The organism is Duganella radicis, assembly GCF_009720825.1.
Classification (GTDB): Bacteria; Pseudomonadota; Gammaproteobacteria; order Burkholderiales; family Burkholderiaceae_D; genus Rugamonas; species Rugamonas radicis.
This window is the reverse complement of sequence record NZ_WNKY01000001.1, coordinates 158,476-173,437: the sequence shown is the minus strand read 5'-3', so window position 1 is coordinate 173,437 and position 14,962 is coordinate 158,476. Positions and strand designations below refer to the sequence as shown.

The following is a 14,962-nucleotide window of genomic DNA, read 5'->3' as shown; positions in this document are numbered from 1 at the left end:
CGGAATGCGCGTAGGATTAAGCTACGCCTTTCTGGAGGTGCGACATGCAAACGCTAGTTCAATCCCGCAGCGGCCCGAGCTACGACGACGATCTGGTGCTATGGATAGATGCGCAAATCCATCTGCTACTGGAAAAGAGGTTTTCGGAACTGGATATCGAAAACCTGGTCGAGGAGCTCGACGGCATGAAAAAACAATATGCGCATGAACTGGACAGCCGGCTGACGGTGCTGATCATGCACTTGCTTAAGTGCGAGTACCAGAAAAATCATCCTCAAAACAAATGGCACTCGACTTTGACAGAACAGCGCCGCAGAATCGCTTTTCTGCTCAAGGATGCGCCCAGCATGCGCCCCTCTGTCCTACCGTTTTCACTCGACTGCTACAAGACGGCGCGCCGCCGCGCATCCCTGGAAACAGGTCTCGACATCAAGACCTTCCCCGCGCAGCTCCCTTATTCTGTCGAGCAGATACTGGACGACGACTTCATACCGTAGCCATCACGCCTGAGCGTTGCAGCAGCGTGGCGCAGCGTTTGGAGAGGTGCTGCACTTGCAGCGTCTTGCCGGCGCGGGTATAGCGTTCGCTCAGCGCGGCGACCGCCACCACGGCCGAATGGTCGGCCAGACGCAAATGGCGACAATCCAGCACGGTCTGCACGGGATCATCCTGTGGATCGAACAGATCGTTGAAGCGCGCCACCGACGCAAAGAACAGGGTGCCGTGCAAGGTGTAGGTCTTCACCTCGCCCTCCATGGCGACATCGGCGCGGATCTCGCGCGCGTGGCGCCAGGCGAAGCCCAGCGCCGCGATCACAATCCCGCACAACACCGCGATCGCCAGATCGGTAGCGACGGTAATCGCGGTGACCACGATAATCAGCAAGGCATCATGACGCGGCACCTTGCCCAGCACTTGCAGCGAGCTCCAGGCAAAGGTCTGCTGCGCCACCACGAACATCACGCCCACCAGCGCCGCCAGCGGAATACGTTCGATCAGCGGCGACAAAAACAGTATAAACAGTAATATCATTATGCCGCTGACCGCGCCCGAGACGCGCGTACGACCACCGGAACTGAGATTGATCATGGTCTGGCCGATCATGGCGCAGCCACCCATGCCGCCGAACAGGCCGGAAGTGACGTTGGCTACGCCCAGCGCCACGCATTCGCGGTTTGGCAAGCCACGCGTTTCGGTGATTTCATCGGTCAGATTAAACGTCAGCAGCGTTTCCAGCAGGCCGACCACCGCCATCAGCGCCGCGTACGGCAGCACGATGTGCAAAGTCTCCATATTCATCGGCACGGAAGGCAAGGCGAACTGCGGCAGGCCGCCTGCGATGCGCGCCATGTCGCCCAAGGTCCGCGCTGGCAAATTCAGGAAATGCGACAGCAGGCCCACGCCAAGGATCGCCACCAATGCTGGCGGCAATGCCTTGGTCAGACGCGGCAGCAGATAGACGATCACCATGGCCAGCGCCACCAGCCCGCACATCCAGGCTAGTGACGTCCCCTGCATCCACACGCCATCTACCTTGAAATGTTGCAGTTGCGACCACGCGATCACAATCGCCAGGCCGTTGACAAAGCCCAGCATCACCGGATGCGGCACCATGCTGACCAGCTTGCCGAGCCGCAGCATGCCAAATAGCAGCATGAACAGTCCGCTCAGCACCACGGTGGCAAGGAAATATTGCAACCCGTGCTGCGCCACCAGCGCCACGATCACCACCGCCATCGAGCCGGCCGCGCCGGAAATCATGCCCGGACGACCGCCGAACATCGCGGTGATGGTGCAAATAAAGAAGGCGCCGTACAAGCCGGTGAGCGGATTCAGGTGCGCCACCAGCGCAAACGCAATACATTCGGGAACCAGAGCGAAGGACGTGGTCAGACCCGCCAGCGCGTTTTTAGAAAATTGGGACGGCCACATTGAGGAAGAATCCAGCAAGAAACGATGCGAAAACGCAACAGCCCGCGTATTTTACACGGCTGAGCTGCTTTTCTCATCGTTATGGGTGAAGTGGCGCACATTCAGGACTGGGGCGAGGCGGGCACAATGGCACTGCATTACCGATCAACCGAACCAGTCAAACTACGCCATGACTACCCTGCTCTCCGCCAGCTACGCCCTGCGCCGCCAGAAAATTGCCGTGGAAAGAACGCTATACGCGCGTTCCGCCGAAGAATCCCTGCTGGCCGCCCGCTGGGCCAGCGCCTGGCACAAGCTGGTGCAGCGCAAGCTGGATCAGGATCTGGCTGCGCGCCTGCCGGCCCGGCCGGAGTTCGACGGCTTCCTGATCGAACCGCCTTCGCGCGTCCTGCACTGATCAAGCGGCGTAACGTTGTGGCGCCGGGGTGGCGATCACAGCGCCACGTGCTTGATAGCAGCTGCCGGCGCGGCGTTCCATGCCATCGCGGTCCAGCACCGTGACGCAGCCGCGGCGATACGTAATCAAACCTTCCTGCGACAACTTGCCGGCGGCGCCAGTAATGCTTTCACGGCGCACGCCCAGCATATTGGCGATCATTTCCTGCGTGACTTTCAATTCGTTGCTGAGCGAGCGGTCGAGCCGTTCCAACAGCCAGCCGCACAGCTTCTGTTCGATGCTGGTATGACGGCTGCCGGCCACGCTTTGGGCCAACTGGGCGAACATCATGCTGGTGTAGCGCATCAGCTGCTGGGCCAGCGGGCCGCCGGTGTAGAACACTTCGCGCAGCACGGCGGTTTTCAGGCGGTAGCCATAGCCGGCGGTCTGCACCACGGCGGCATAGCTGGCGCGTTCGGTCGGATGCAGGGCCACGCCCACCACGCCTTCGCGGCCGACCACGGCAATCTCGGTGGTGGCGCCATCTTCCATCACATATTGCAGGGAGACGATGGCGTTGGTGGGGAAATAGGTGTAATCGATGGCATCGCCGTAGTCAAACAGATGCTTCCCTTCCGGCAAAGCGACCAATTCCAGATCACCGAACAAAGCCAGCAAATCCTCGCGCGACAGGGCGCGCAGCAAATCATTCTGTTGCGCACCGATCAAGCTGATGGTCTGGGACGCGGCTGGAGAGGTAGGGATCGTGTTCATAATGTGCCCCGATGAGTTGTCTGTTGTCGATGTAGACACTATATCCAGCGGCCTAAACCGCCGGTATAGGAGCACCTTGTAGTCCTATGTAGGTTACGAACATTGCAAAATGTCATCTTAGTCCTACGTCGACACCGGGCTACACTCCGGGGTCAGGTCCTCCATTTCTACACGAACTCGTCTTTTCTCTGATCCGCAACAAGCCCTCCGAAGATGGATTGCTTACCTTATCGGGATGACACGTCCTCTCAGAATTGAATATCCCGGAGCGCTTTACCACGTCACCAGTCGTGGTGACCGCAAATCAGCCATTTTCCGCGACGACACCGATCGAGCGATGTGGCTACAGACACTTGCCGAGGTATGCGCGCATTTCAGGTTTTCGGTCCATGCCTTCTGCCAAATGGGAAACCACTATCACCTTCTGGTCGAAACGTTGGATGGCAAATTGGCGCAAGGAATGCGTCAACTCAATGGCGTGTATTCCCAGTACTTCAACCGGCGACATAAGCTTGTGGGACATGTGTTTCAAGGACGCTACCAGGCAATTCTTGTGGAAAGGCAAAACTATCTTCTTGAACTGTCGCGCTACATCGTGCTGAACCCAGTGCGCGCGGGAATGGTTGGTCGGCCAGAAGATTGGCCTTGGAGCAACTTCAACTACGTATGCGCCAACAACAAGGTTCCGTTATGGCTGGATATCGTCTGGCTACTTTCCAACTTCAGTCCGGACAGGAAACTCGCGATAGATGGCTACAAGATATTCGTGCTGGCAGGCATGGGCCTCGAAAGCCCACTGAAAAACACTTATCGGCAACTCATCCTCGGAAGCCAAGACTTCATCGCACGACATCAGCAAGCCAACGATGCCTCCAGCCGGGATGGCATCACCAAGATCCAGCGTAGCGCAGTGAGCTTATCGCTGGCAGCTTATCAAGAACGCTTTCCCGATCGCGACTTGGCAATGGCAGAAGCCTACCGCTCGCGAGCCTACACGTTGACCGAAATCGCCCGGCACTTCGGCGTAGCGCACACGACGGTCAGCCGCGCCGTAAAAAAACACCGCTGATACTGTCGGGTTCGTGTAGAAATGGAGGACCTGACCCCGGAGTTTAGTAGGTGACGCGCAGTTGGAGGTAGGCGGTGCGCGGGGCGGCGGTCATGCGGCCCGCGTTGCCGTCGACATTGCGGGTGTAGTAGCGCTTGTCCGCCAGGTTGTTGACGCCGGCCGCCACTTCGTAGGCGCCCGGTTTCCATGACAGTTGCGCATTCCATACGCGGAAACCCGGAATCAGGCCGACACCGCCGTTGGCCGCTTCCGCCACGGTGTTGGCGGTGTCGGAGTATTGCTTGCTTTGATGCGTACTCGACAGGTTGGCGGTCCACGCCCCCACGCGGTAGCGCGCGCCCACGGTGTCGGTGTTGCGCGCGTAGAACGGCACGTCCAGCCCCGCCGTCGCACCCGATTCCTGGATGGCTTTGGTGTAGGTGTAGTTGGCGTAGACGTTCAGCCCAGCCAACGCGCCGGCCGGGTCGAAGCTGTAGTCCACCGCGGTTTCGATGCCGTCGTGTTTGGTCGCGCCAATGTTCTGGAAGGTGGCCGGGGTGATGCCCGGCACTTGCGCGATCTGGTTGTCGAACTTGAGTTTGAAAGCCGTCACTTCGGCGCTCAACGCGGCGGTTTTCCAGCGCGCGCCCACTTCGGCGGTTTTGGCCAGTTCCGGTTTCAGCGGATTGGCCGGCGTTTGCGAATTCAGCTGGGTGTTCTGCACAGCGCCAAACGAGGTGGTGTAGTTGACGAATACGGTCAGCGCGCGGTTCACCAGGTAGGCCACGTTCAGCGATGGCAGGGCTTTGTTGTTGTCGGTCTCGAAGCTGGACCTGGAAGCCACGTCGTCGCGCGTCGAGGAGATTTTCTCGTAGCGCACGCCCGGCGTGATGCGCCATGCGCCCAGCGCGATGCGGTCGTCAATGTAGGCCGCGTGCGCATCGGTGCTGTTGATGAAGGTGGTGGTGGCGCCGTTCGCGCCGGTGGTCACGGTCTGATTGTAGCTGTTGTCGTCGCCGCGCTCGCGCAGGTAGCGGTAGCCCACCGTCAGGTCGTGCGTCATGCCGCCGGCGTTGAAGCGCTGGGTGTAGCGCGGTTCGATGCCGGTGACCTGGTAATTGCGGGGCTGCCAGGTGAGCTGGGTCTTGGCCGCGTTGATCAACGCGCTCTGGCGGAAGCTTTCGTTGTAGTAGGCCTTGACTTCGAATTCCTGCGTGGCCGAGATGGTATTCAGGTAGCCCACGTCCACGCCCTTGCGGTCGCCGCTCCAGAAGTCGGTCGGACGGGTGTTCTGGTAGGGATCGGCGTTGTACTGCGCTACGGTCAGGCCGCCCGGCGTGCGCGACAGTACGTCGTAGTACGATAGCTTGCCATACACCTCGCTGTGCTGGTCCAGCGGGTAGCGGAATTTCAGCGCGACGTCGTTGACGCGCTCGTCACTGCTCTTGCGCCATTCGGAGCCTTCCATGCCCGAGTACATCAGCGCCACGCCAAAGCCGTTGCTGGCGGTGCCGCCGACAAACGCGCTGTACTGCCGGTTGCTGCCGCCCTGGCCGAAGTCGTTGTAGCGCACGCTGGCGTCGCCGCTCAGGCCTTCGCCTTCCGGTATCGCGCGGCTGCGGAAGTTGATGATGCCGCCGACGTTTTGCGGGCCGTAACGCACCGCGCCGCCACCGCGCACCACGTCGATCGATTCAATATTGTTCAGGCTCACCGGCGCGAACGACAGTTGCGGCTGGCCGTACGGCGCCACCGCCAGCGGGATGCCGTCCAGCAGCACGGTCGAACGCGGCGAGTAGCGCCCGGTCAGCCCGCGCACGCCAATGTTGAGCGAAATGGCGCTGCCGGCCGTGCCCGAGTTGTCGCTCGCTTGTACGCCCGGAATCCGGCGCAGCACGTCGCCGATGTTGGCCGCGCCGCTTTCGGCGATGTCTTCCTTGCCCACCACGGTACGCGCGCCGGCAAAATTCTTCACGCTGTTTTGCAGGCCCGAACCCAGCCAGCTGCCCGATACCTGGATTGATTCCATTGGCGTCTCTTCGGTTTGTTGGGCGTGGACAGTCGGGGCCAGCAGGACGGATACAGCGGCAGCCAGTGCGGTCAGTTTGAATTCGGGCATATGAGGAAAGATTGTTATAAAGAACTTTTTAAATGATAACACTTCTCATTCTCAATTTCCAGCGATTCTGGCCATGGGCTATAATTGCCGAATGCTCAAGACTCTCCGACGCCAAACGCTGCATTTGTGGATCGCCATGCTGACCGTCCTGTTTGCCGCGCTCGCGCCGACGGTGTCGCATGCGCTGGCGGCGTCCACCACCGGCGTGCTGGCGGAGATGTGCTCGGTCGATGGTCCCGGCAAAAAAGCGCCCACCAACATCATGCACGGCATGGAGCACTGCCCTTACTGCGCCACGCATGGCGGTGCGCCTGCGCTGGAACCGCCGGGCCTGATCGGCTTCGCCGTCATCGGCGGCCATGATTTCTATCCGCCGCTGTTCTACACGGCGCCGCAGCCGCTGCACACTTGGCGCGCCGCCAGCCCGCGCGGCCCGCCCGCCTTTTCCTGATCGTTGGCTTTGCTCCGCAGCCGTGAGCTGCGGCCATCTATACGCATCATCAGGAATACAATGAAAACCAATATGTCTCCAATCGCATTGGCGTTGTTTGTCGCCTATGCGGCCGCCCATGCTGAAGAAGCACCGCAAACCGTCAACATCATCGGCACCCGCCCTACTTCGCTGCCGACGCAAATCCCGACCACGATAGAAAGCATCACGCGGGACGATATCGAACGCGGCATCAACGCCACCGATGCCGAGGACGCGCTCAAGTACCTGCCCAGTCTTCTGGTCCGCAAGCGCTACATCGGCGACTACAATCACGCCGTGCTGTCCACGCGCGCATCGGGCACCGGCAACAGCGCACGCTCGATGGTGTACGCGGACGGTATCCTGCTGTCCAATTATCTCGGCAACGGCGCCACCTTCGCGCCGCGCTGGGGCATGGTCAGCCCGGAGGAAATCGAACGTGTCGATGTGCTGTATGGCCCGTTCTCCGCGGCCTATGGCGGCAACTCGGTCGGCGCGGTGGTCGATTACGTCACGCGCATGCCGTCCAGGTTTGAAGCGCACGCCAAGCTGACGCTGACGCATCAGCCGTTCAAGCTTTACGGCACCAATGACAAGTACGACGGCAAGCAAGGCAACTTCGCGCTGGGCGACCGCCACGGCGCGTGGTCCTGGTTTGTGGACTTGAGCCGCACTGACAGCGAGGGCCAGCCGCTGACCTTTCCTACGCGGCTGCTGAGCGCTGGCGCCACCGGCAACGCCGGCACGCCGGTGACCGGGGCGGTGGCTGGCCTCGATCGAACCAACAATCCGTGGTACTTGCTGGGCGCGGCCACGCAGTATCACACGGTGCAGGATCAGCTGAAGGCCAAGCTGGCCTACGATTTTTCGCCAACCATGCGCGCGACCTACACCTTCGGCTTGTGGCGCAACGATTCCGAGGGCCGTCCGAATTCGTATCTGCGCGATGCGGCCGGGCAGCCGGTCTACAGCGGCGCGATCAACATCAATGGCCGCGGCTACACGCTGGGCAAGACCGACTTCAATCTGTCCAACGAAGACCTTCAGCACATCATGCATGGCCTGACGGTGAAGACCAACACCAAAGGCGTGTTCGACTGGGAAGTCGCAGCCAGCGTGTATGACTACGACAAGGACCAGCTGCGCGCCGCCACGATGGAACTGCCGGGCGCCTTCACCGGCGGCAAAGGACGTCTGGTGAATCAGGGCGGCACCGGCTGGAATACCTTTGCCGCCAAGGGCGTGTGGCGTCCCGGCGCGGCGCACATCGTGGACTTTGGCTACCAGCGTGAAGCCTACAAGTTAAGCAGCACGGAAACGCCCACCAACGACTGGATCAGCGGCGCACCGGTCGGCACTCCGACCTCGCGCTTCGCCGGCAAGACCGAGATCAACAGCCTGTATGCGCAGGATACGTGGAAGTTCGCGCCGCAATGGAAGACGGTGCTGGGTGCGCGCTTCGAGCACTGGCATGCGCATGATGGCGTGACCGCCAATGCTTCCAACTCGGCGCAGCATGCGGAACGCACGGAAAATTACGTTTCGCCGAAAGCGGCGCTGGCGTATCAGGCCAGCGAGGATTGGTTGCTGAAAGCCTCGCTGGGCCGCGCGGTACGGATGCCGACGGTGTCCGAGCTGTATCAGGGCGGGCTTAATGCGGCCGGCCAGTTGACCAGCAACGACCCGAATCTCAAACCTGAGAAATCGTGGACCACAGAGCTGACCGGCAAGCGCAAACTGGCCGAAGGCTATCTGCGCCTGACCGCGTTTGGCGAGCGCACCACGGATGCGCTGTACTCGCAGACCAATGTACTGATTCTGCCGATGGTGACGAATATCCAGAACGTGGATCTGATCCGTACCAAGGGGTTGGAGGTCTCTTATGTGGCCAAGGTGTTCGGGCTGGACGTGAGTTCCAGCGTAACGTGGACTGATTCCAGAATCATTCGCAACGATAAAGCCCCGTCCAGCGTCGGCAAGTGGCAGCCGCGCATTCCGGAATGGCGCGCGACCGGCATGGCTACTTATGCGTTCGACGACAGGCTGTCCGTCACGCTGGCAGCGCGCTACAGTGGCAAGCAGTATTCAACGCTGGATAATTCGGACGTCAACGGCTTTGCCTATCAGGGCTCCAGCAAGTACTTCACGGCGGATACGCGCCTGCGCTATCGCCTCAGTCAGCAGTGGAGCGTGGCGCTGGGCGTGGATAACCTGAATAACTACCAATATTGGAATTTCCATCCTTATCCGCAACGTACCTACGTCGCTGAATTGAAGTTCGATCTCTGACGCGGACGCGCCGTCAAAATTTTTGGCGGCGCTTTGTGCGCTTTTAAACATTCATATGATATACTTCTTTACGTCAAAACTTCATTGAGACCGAGAGAACCATCATGCTGAGCACCGAACACAAAGCCATCATCACCGCCACCGTCCCTATCCTCGAACAAGGCGGCGAAGCCCTGACGCGCCACTTCTACCAGACCATGTTCCGCGATTATCCGGAAGTGAAGTCGCTGTTCAATCAGGCCAATCAAACCGAAGGCACGCAGCAGCGCGCGCTGGCCAATGCGGTGCTGATGTATGCGAAGAATATCGAGAAGCTGGAGAATCTCGGCCCGCTGGTTAACACCATCATCAACAAACACGTTTCGCTGCAAATCCAGCCGGAGCACTACCCTATCGTTGGCGCCTCCCTGTTGAAGGCGATCCGCGAAGTACTGGGCGCGGAAGTGGCGACCGATGCGGTGATCGAAGCCTGGGCGGCGGCGTATGGCCAACTGGCCGATATCCTGATCGGCGCGGAGGAAGGCATTTATAAACAGAACGAGCTGGCCGAAGGCGGCTGGCGTGGCGCCCGTGCTTTCAAGGTGGTGTCGAAGACGGTTGAAAGCGACGAGATCACGTCCTTTGTGCTGGCGCCGGCCGATGGCGGCAAGGTGGTGGCGCACAAGCCTGGCCAGTACATCGGCCTGACGGTGAAGGTGAATGGCAGCGAACAGCGCCGCCAGTACTCGCTGTCGGCGGCGGCCAATGGCACCACGTATCGCATCAGCGTGAAACGTGAGGACGGCGGTCTGGTGTCGAACTTCCTGCACGATCAGGTGAATGTGGGCGACAGCATTGACGTGTTCCCGCCGGCCGGCGATTTCGTGCTGGCCGATAGTGACAAGCCGCTGGTGCTGATCAGTGGTGGCGTCGGCATCACGCCCACGCTGGCGATGCTGACGGCGGCACTGAAAGGCAATCGTCCGGTGCACTTTATTCACGCGGCGCGTCACGCCGGTGTGCACGCGTTCCGCGAGCATATCGATGCGCTGGCGGCCAAGCATCCGCAGCTGCGCCGCTTCTATTGCTACGAGAAGGCCGATGCGCAATCGCCGCAGCCCGACGCCACCGGTTATCTGAATCCGCAGCACCTGGCCAGGTGGCTGCCGGAGTCGCGCGATGTGGAAGCGTACTTCCTCGGCCCTACGCCGTTCATGAAGGCGATTAAATCGCATCTGGTCGAACTGGGTGTGCCGCAAACGCAGACTTACTATGAGTTCTTCGGCCCGGCGGAAGCGCTGGCTTGATGCGGTTTTCAACTATGTAAAGCTGGATTTCTTCGTGTACTCGGGTGGGCGTGGATGCAATACTTAAAGCATCCATGCCTCACTCAAGGAAAACATGAAGCGCAGAACTCTGTTGAAACTGGCGGCCGGTAGCGCCGCCGTTGCCGGCTTTTCCCCTGTCTCGCTGGTTGTTGCCGCGCCGCTCAAGGAGCTGCGGCTCGACTACGCATACTATTCGCCCGCCAGTCTGGTGCTCAGGCGCTTTGGATGGCTGGAAGAGGAATTCAAGGCCGATGGCGTGCAGGTGCGCTGGGTGCTGAGCGCCGGCAGTAATCGCGCGCTGGAGTATCTGAACGCGAATAGCATCGACATCGGTTCTTCGGCTGGCCTGGCGGCCTTGCTGGCCAAGGCGAACGGCAATCCAATCAAGACGCCATATATTTTCTCGCGTCTCGAATGGACGGCGCTGGTGGTGCGCAAGGATTCCAATATCCGCACGGTCGCCGATTTGAAGGGCAAGAAGGTGGCGGCCACCAAGGGCACCGATCCTTATCTGTTCCTCTTGCGCTCTTTGCAGACGGCTGGCTTGAAGCGCAGCGATATCGCGCATGTGAGTTTGCAGCATGCGGATGGCCGCGCGGCGCTGGAGCAAGGCAAGGTGGACGCCTGGGCGGGCCTTGATCCGCATATGGCCGCCAGTGAGCTGGAATCCGGCTCGAAGCTGATTTACCGGAATGTGGCGTTCAACACCTATGGTTTCCTGAATGTGCGCGAGGACTTCCTGGCCACGCGGCCGGCGGAAGTGGCGCGCGTGATCAAGGCTTACGAACGGGCGCGCGCGTGGATACGCGCGAATCCAGGCGAGGCGGCCAGGATTTTGTCGGAGGAGGCCAAGGTGTCGCTGCCGGTGGCGCTGTTGCAGGTGAAGCTGCGCAGTGATTTCAGCAACCCGCAGCCGGGCGCGGAGCACGTGAAGGCCTTGCAGGTCGCGGCGCCGATACTGAAAGATGAAACACTGGTCAAGGCCGATACGGACTTGAACCGCGCCATCGCGGAGCTGGTCGATACCCGCTTCGCCCAACCTTACATCGCCCGCAGCCAGGAACGGCAGTCATGAGCAGCCAACTGGTCGCCCCAGCCCACGCGGAGCGTCGGCGCGCGGGTATAGGGCGCGATGCGGCGCAGTTGGATGCGCCGTCGGTTGCGGATGCGGCGGAGTTGGCGTCGGCTGCGCGAGTGGCGCAAGCCGGGGTCGCTGCTGTCGCGCGGGCGGCAGCGGGCGAACGCGTGCGGCGGATTTTGCTTGCGTTGTTGCTGCCGTTGGCGGCCCTGCTGACGATTGAATTCTCGGTGCGCGGCGGACTGATTCCATCTAACCTCATGCCGGCGCCAACGCAAATCCTCGACACGCTGCGCGACCTCGGCGCACAAGGCCTGCCCGGTCACATCGCCGCCAGCACGGCACGCGTGGCGGCGGGTTTCGCGGCCGGCGCGCTGCTGGCGATCCTGCTCGGCGCAACCGTCGGCTTGAGCCGCCACGCCGAAGCCATTCTTGATCCCACATTCCAGGCCCTGCGCGCCATCCCGTCATTGGCCTGGGTGCCCTTGCTGCTGCTCTGGCTCGGCATCGACGAAGCGCCAAAAATCGTCCTGATCGCCATCGGCGCCTTCTTCCCCATCTACATGGGCGTGGCCTCCGGCATACGCGCCGTGGACCGCAAGCTGATTGAAGTCGCGCGGCTTTACCGCCTATCCAACATCGCCCTGACAAAGCGCGTGCTGCTGCCGGCCGCCTTGCCGGCCATCCTCACCGGCTTGCGCAACGGCCTCAGTCTCGCCTGGATGTTCATGGTGGCGGCAGAATTGATCGCGGCCAGCAAAGGCCTCGGCTACCTGCTCTCGGACGGCCGCGAAACCAGCCGCGCCGACATCGTACTGGCGGCCATCTTCCTGCTGGCTATCCTCGGCAAAATCAGCGACACGCTGATGGCCGTCATTGAAAAACGCAGCCTCGCATGGCGCGACAGCTACGCATGAGCATTGCACTCGATATTCACGTTGAAGAAAAGCGCTACGGCGCCCGCACCATCCTGCGCGACGTCAGCCTGCAACTACAGCAGGGCGAAGTCGTCAGCCTGATCGGCGCCAGCGGCTGCGGCAAAAGTAGCCTGCTGTCGATCGCCTCTGGCCTCGACCGCAATTTCAAAGGCCAGATCAAACTGGCCGGCACGCCGCTGACAGGCGCCAGCGGCGACATCGGCTTCATCTTCCAGGAACCGCGCCTGTTCCCCTGGCTGACAGTGGCGGAAAACGTCGCCTTCGACAGCAACAACGCGCTGGCGTCGCAACGATTGGTCACGCGCCTGCTGGCCGAAGTGGGCCTGCAAGACCACGCCCATGCCCTGCCCAAGCAGCTCTCCGGCGGACAGGCGCAACGCGCAGCCATCGCGCGCGGCCTGTTCACGCAACCACGCGTGCTGCTGCTCGACGAGCCCTTCTCCGCCGTCGACGCCTTCACCCGCATGAAACTGCAAGACTTGCTGTTGAAGGTCGCCTACCAGCACAAGCTCACCGTGCTGCTGGTCACGCACGACATCGACGAAGCGCTCTACCTGAGCGACCGCATCGTGCTGCTGGACGGCGGCCTGACCGAGTTCCATCCCGGCCCGGCCCCGCGCAAGCGCGGCGACGCGGAGGCGGCCCAGCTAAAGGCCGCCATCTTCGACAGCCTGCACGTTTAGAATTTGGCGCGCACGCCAAACACCACGTTACGGCCCGGCAGCGGCGCGATATCTTTCAATACCGAGGTCGAAACGCGGATCTCTTCATTCGTCAGGTTCTTCGCCAGCAGGAACCAGGTCAGGTCATAGTCGCCCGCTTTCTGCGTGTAGGAGACATTGGCGTTCAGCTGGTTGTAGCCCGGCGTGTCGGTGGTTTCGAACGAAGCCAGACGGTCCTGCGACTGCGCGTGCACCAGCGACAGGCCTGCGCGCCAAGCGCCCATCTTGTAAGCGGTGCTGATGCCGACACGGGTGGCCGGTTGCAGCGGCAGGCTGCCGCCACGTTCCAGCTTGCCGTGCGAGGTGTCGGCGAACACGCGGCCCGACCAGCCGGCGCCAGTCGGGTTGTATTCCAGCTCCGCCTCCGCGCCCTGAATCGTGGCGTCGGCCTGCTCGAAGATGCGCTCACGTAGCTCGTCGCCGGGATTGCCCTCTTCATCCAGCAGATTGCCGGTGATGTGGCCGTAGATGAAATCACTGACCTTGTTGCGGAACACGTTGGCCTTCCAGCGCAGCAGGCCCGTGGTCTTCTGCACATTGATTTCGATATTGCGCGAAGTCTCCTTCCTGAAATCGGCGTTGCCGATGTCGAAGGTGACGGTGGCGTCGTGCGGTCCGGCGGAATACAGTTCCTCGGTCGACGGTGCGCGCTGCGCGTACGAGAAGGTCGCGCCCAGCGCATAGCCATGCACGAACGGCCACTGGCCGCCCACCGATGCCGATTGCAGGTTGAACGAGCGGTTCACGCCCGTCACCGGCTCGCGCTTGACGCGCTCCACGCGGCCGCCAGCGTTGAATTTCACCGGGCCGAAGTCGGTTTCTTCCACCAGGAAGGCGGCGTTGGAGGTCGAGTGCGTGACCGGCACGGTATCCGGGCCGCCTTCCGCGCTCAGCGCCGAGAAGTTGGTGTTCTCGGTTTGCACGCCGAAGGTGCCGTGCCAGCCGGCCACCGGCTTGTGGGTCAGCTCAAAACGGGTTTCCAGCGAATGATTCTTGAACAGTACTTCCGGTGCGCCGTCTTCGCCGATTTCGGCGTGCTTGTAGTCGGTGTAGCCGGCCTTGAACTTGAAGCTCTCAAAGCCTTCAAACGGCGATTTCACCAGGCTGTCGATGTCGAAGCGGTTTTGCTTCTGGTCGATCTTGGAACCCTCCGCGCTTGGGATGCCGTACACATTCGACAGACGCGAGGCCGATACGCCGATGAAGCCCCAGTTATCGATGTACGAGCCGCCGATGCCGCCAGTGCGCGAGCGGGTGTCCGAGTGCGCCAGCCGGCCGACCGGTGTGTTGTAGTCGTCCGCATTACGCAGATTGCCGTCGATGTGCCAGGCCAGCTTATCGACCGCGCCATCCAGCGTGCCGGAGACGTTGCGGCCACTGTCAACGGTGCTGCCGCGCGCTTCCATCTGGCCGGTCAGCTTGGGCTCCAGCGCGGTCGGAATGCGTTCGTTCACCACGTTGACCAGGCCACCGATCGCGCCCGAACCATACAGCAGCGCGGCCGGGCCGCGCAGGATTTCGATTTGCTGGGCGGTCGCGCCTTCCGCCGCCACCGCGTGGTCGTTGGACAGGCCGGAGACGTCGGAGACGGCCATGCCATTCTCCAGCATCTTGACGCGCGCCCCTTCCATGCCGCGAATGATGGGGCGCGAAGCGCCGGCACCAAACGCCGATGCCGACACGCCCAGTTCCTGCGACAGCGTTTCGCCCAGCGAGCTGCCGGCTTTGTCGCGCAGCTCATCGCCGGCCAGCACCTTGGCCGGGGTCAGGATCTGGTCGTTGGCGCTATTGCCGAACGGGTTGGCGGTGACCACCACTTGCGGCACCACGGCCGTCTGGGCGAAAGCGAAGGAATAGGCGGACAGGATCGCGCTGGCCAGCAGCGTGCGTTGAATATTCATGTAAAA

Annotated in this window: 13 protein-coding genes; 9 read left to right on the top strand and 4 right to left on the bottom strand. The window is 61.5% G+C overall.

The annotated features are described in order from the left end of the window. The first annotated feature begins 44 nt into the window (after positions 1 to 44). Complete coding sequence (locus GM676_RS00690; protein ID WP_155461462.1) at positions 45 to 497, top strand: DUF29 domain-containing protein; 453 nt, start codon at positions 45 to 47, stop codon at positions 495 to 497. Here the strand turns inward: GM676_RS00690 and GM676_RS00685 are convergent. After that, entirely contained in the window at positions 487 to 1,932 is a 1,446-nt protein-coding gene (locus GM676_RS00685) for a SulP family inorganic anion transporter (RefSeq protein ID WP_155461461.1), read from the bottom strand. The two genes, GM676_RS00690 and GM676_RS00685, sit on opposite strands and share 11 nt — an antisense overlap. A gap of 169 nt (positions 1,933 to 2,101) precedes the next feature. Between GM676_RS00685 and GM676_RS00680 the strand changes: the two genes are divergently transcribed. Continuing rightward, positions 2,102 to 2,329, top strand: coding sequence for a hypothetical protein (locus GM676_RS00680; protein WP_155461460.1), 228 nt, complete (start codon positions 2,102 to 2,104; stop codon positions 2,327 to 2,329). Here GM676_RS00680 and GM676_RS00675 read toward each other — a convergent pair whose 3' ends face one another. Further along, complete coding sequence (locus GM676_RS00675; protein WP_155461459.1) at positions 2,330 to 3,082, bottom strand: Crp/Fnr family transcriptional regulator; 753 nt, start codon at positions 3,080 to 3,082, stop codon at positions 2,330 to 2,332. It lies immediately after the preceding gene. Between the two features lie 235 nt (positions 3,083 to 3,317). On the opposite strand from GM676_RS00675, the gene GM676_RS00670 reads away from it, so the two are divergent. Continuing rightward, positions 3,318 to 4,151, top strand: coding sequence for a transposase (locus GM676_RS00670; protein WP_155461458.1), 834 nt, complete (start codon positions 3,318 to 3,320; stop codon positions 4,149 to 4,151). 43 nt (positions 4,152 to 4,194) lie between these two features. On the opposite strand, the gene GM676_RS00665 is transcribed toward GM676_RS00670, so the two are convergent. Next, positions 4,195 to 6,249 carry a TonB-dependent receptor family protein gene (locus GM676_RS00665; protein ID WP_155461457.1) on the bottom strand — a complete coding sequence of 685 codons (2,055 nt, stop codon included), beginning with the start codon at positions 6,247 to 6,249 and terminating at the stop codon, positions 4,195 to 4,197. Between the two features lie 91 nt (positions 6,250 to 6,340). On the opposite strand from GM676_RS00665, the gene GM676_RS00660 reads away from it, so the two are divergent. The 6 genes from GM676_RS00660 to GM676_RS00635 all read left to right on the top strand — a co-directional run bounded on the left by GM676_RS00660 (position 6,341) and on the right by GM676_RS00635 (position 13,016). Then, positions 6,341 to 6,700, top strand: coding sequence for a DUF2946 domain-containing protein (locus GM676_RS00660; protein WP_155461456.1), 360 nt, complete (start codon positions 6,341 to 6,343; stop codon positions 6,698 to 6,700). Between the two features lie 72 nt (positions 6,701 to 6,772). Next, a complete protein-coding gene (locus GM676_RS00655) occupies positions 6,773 to 9,010 on the top strand; it encodes a TonB-dependent receptor (RefSeq protein ID WP_229262469.1) in 2,238 nt (745 codons plus the stop codon). 104 nt (positions 9,011 to 9,114) lie between these two features. After that, positions 9,115 to 10,296, top strand: coding sequence for an NO-inducible flavohemoprotein (gene hmpA, locus GM676_RS00650; protein WP_155461454.1), 1,182 nt, complete (start codon positions 9,115 to 9,117; stop codon positions 10,294 to 10,296). Positions 10,297 to 10,390: 94 nt separating this feature from the next. Then, positions 10,391 to 11,392: an aliphatic sulfonate ABC transporter substrate-binding protein gene (locus GM676_RS00645; RefSeq protein WP_155461453.1), complete on the top strand. Its 1,002-nt coding sequence runs from the start codon at positions 10,391 to 10,393 to the stop codon at positions 11,390 to 11,392. Next, positions 11,389 to 12,312 (top strand): ABC transporter permease, encoded by a 924-nt coding sequence (locus GM676_RS00640; RefSeq protein WP_155461452.1) that lies wholly within the window; start codon positions 11,389 to 11,391, stop codon positions 12,310 to 12,312. The genes GM676_RS00645 and GM676_RS00640 overlap by 4 nt, the downstream gene beginning before the upstream one ends. Beyond that, positions 12,309 to 13,016: an ABC transporter ATP-binding protein gene (locus GM676_RS00635; protein ID WP_155461451.1), complete on the top strand. Its 708-nt coding sequence runs from the start codon at positions 12,309 to 12,311 to the stop codon at positions 13,014 to 13,016. Before GM676_RS00640 ends, GM676_RS00635 begins: the two co-directional genes overlap by 4 nt. On the opposite strand, the gene GM676_RS00630 is transcribed toward GM676_RS00635, so the two are convergent. Beyond that, a complete protein-coding gene (locus tag GM676_RS00630) occupies positions 13,013 to 14,956 on the bottom strand; it encodes a TonB-dependent receptor (protein WP_155461450.1) in 1,944 nt (647 codons plus the stop codon). The two genes, GM676_RS00635 and GM676_RS00630, sit on opposite strands and share 4 nt — an antisense overlap. Between the last annotated feature and the right edge of the window lie 6 nt (positions 14,957 to 14,962).

Bases quoted from the DNA above. Each gene is read 5' to 3' on its own strand.
- GM676_RS00690 (WP_155461462.1), top strand. From the start codon at position 45: ATGCAAACGCTAGTTCAATCCCGCAGCGGCCCGAGCTACGACGACGAT.
- GM676_RS00685 (WP_155461461.1), bottom strand. From the start codon at position 1,932: ATGTGGCCGTCCCAATTTTCTAAAAACGCGCTGGCGGGTCTGACCACG.
- GM676_RS00680 (WP_155461460.1), top strand. From the start codon at position 2,102: ATGACTACCCTGCTCTCCGCCAGCTACGCCCTGCGCCGCCAGAAAATT.
- GM676_RS00675 (WP_155461459.1), bottom strand. From the start codon at position 3,082: ATGAACACGATCCCTACCTCTCCAGCCGCGTCCCAGACCATCAGCTTG.
- GM676_RS00670 (WP_155461458.1), top strand. From the start codon at position 3,318: ATGACACGTCCTCTCAGAATTGAATATCCCGGAGCGCTTTACCACGTC.
- GM676_RS00665 (WP_155461457.1), bottom strand. From the start codon at position 6,249: ATGCCCGAATTCAAACTGACCGCACTGGCTGCCGCTGTATCCGTCCTG.
- GM676_RS00660 (WP_155461456.1), top strand. From the start codon at position 6,341: ATGCTCAAGACTCTCCGACGCCAAACGCTGCATTTGTGGATCGCCATG.
- GM676_RS00655 (WP_229262469.1), top strand. From the start codon at position 6,773: ATGTCTCCAATCGCATTGGCGTTGTTTGTCGCCTATGCGGCCGCCCAT.
- hmpA (WP_155461454.1), top strand. From the start codon at position 9,115: ATGCTGAGCACCGAACACAAAGCCATCATCACCGCCACCGTCCCTATC.
- GM676_RS00645 (WP_155461453.1), top strand. From the start codon at position 10,391: ATGAAGCGCAGAACTCTGTTGAAACTGGCGGCCGGTAGCGCCGCCGTT.
- GM676_RS00640 (WP_155461452.1), top strand. From the start codon at position 11,389: ATGAGCAGCCAACTGGTCGCCCCAGCCCACGCGGAGCGTCGGCGCGCG.
- GM676_RS00635 (WP_155461451.1), top strand. From the start codon at position 12,309: ATGAGCATTGCACTCGATATTCACGTTGAAGAAAAGCGCTACGGCGCC.
- GM676_RS00630 (WP_155461450.1), bottom strand. From the start codon at position 14,956: ATGAATATTCAACGCACGCTGCTGGCCAGCGCGATCCTGTCCGCCTAT.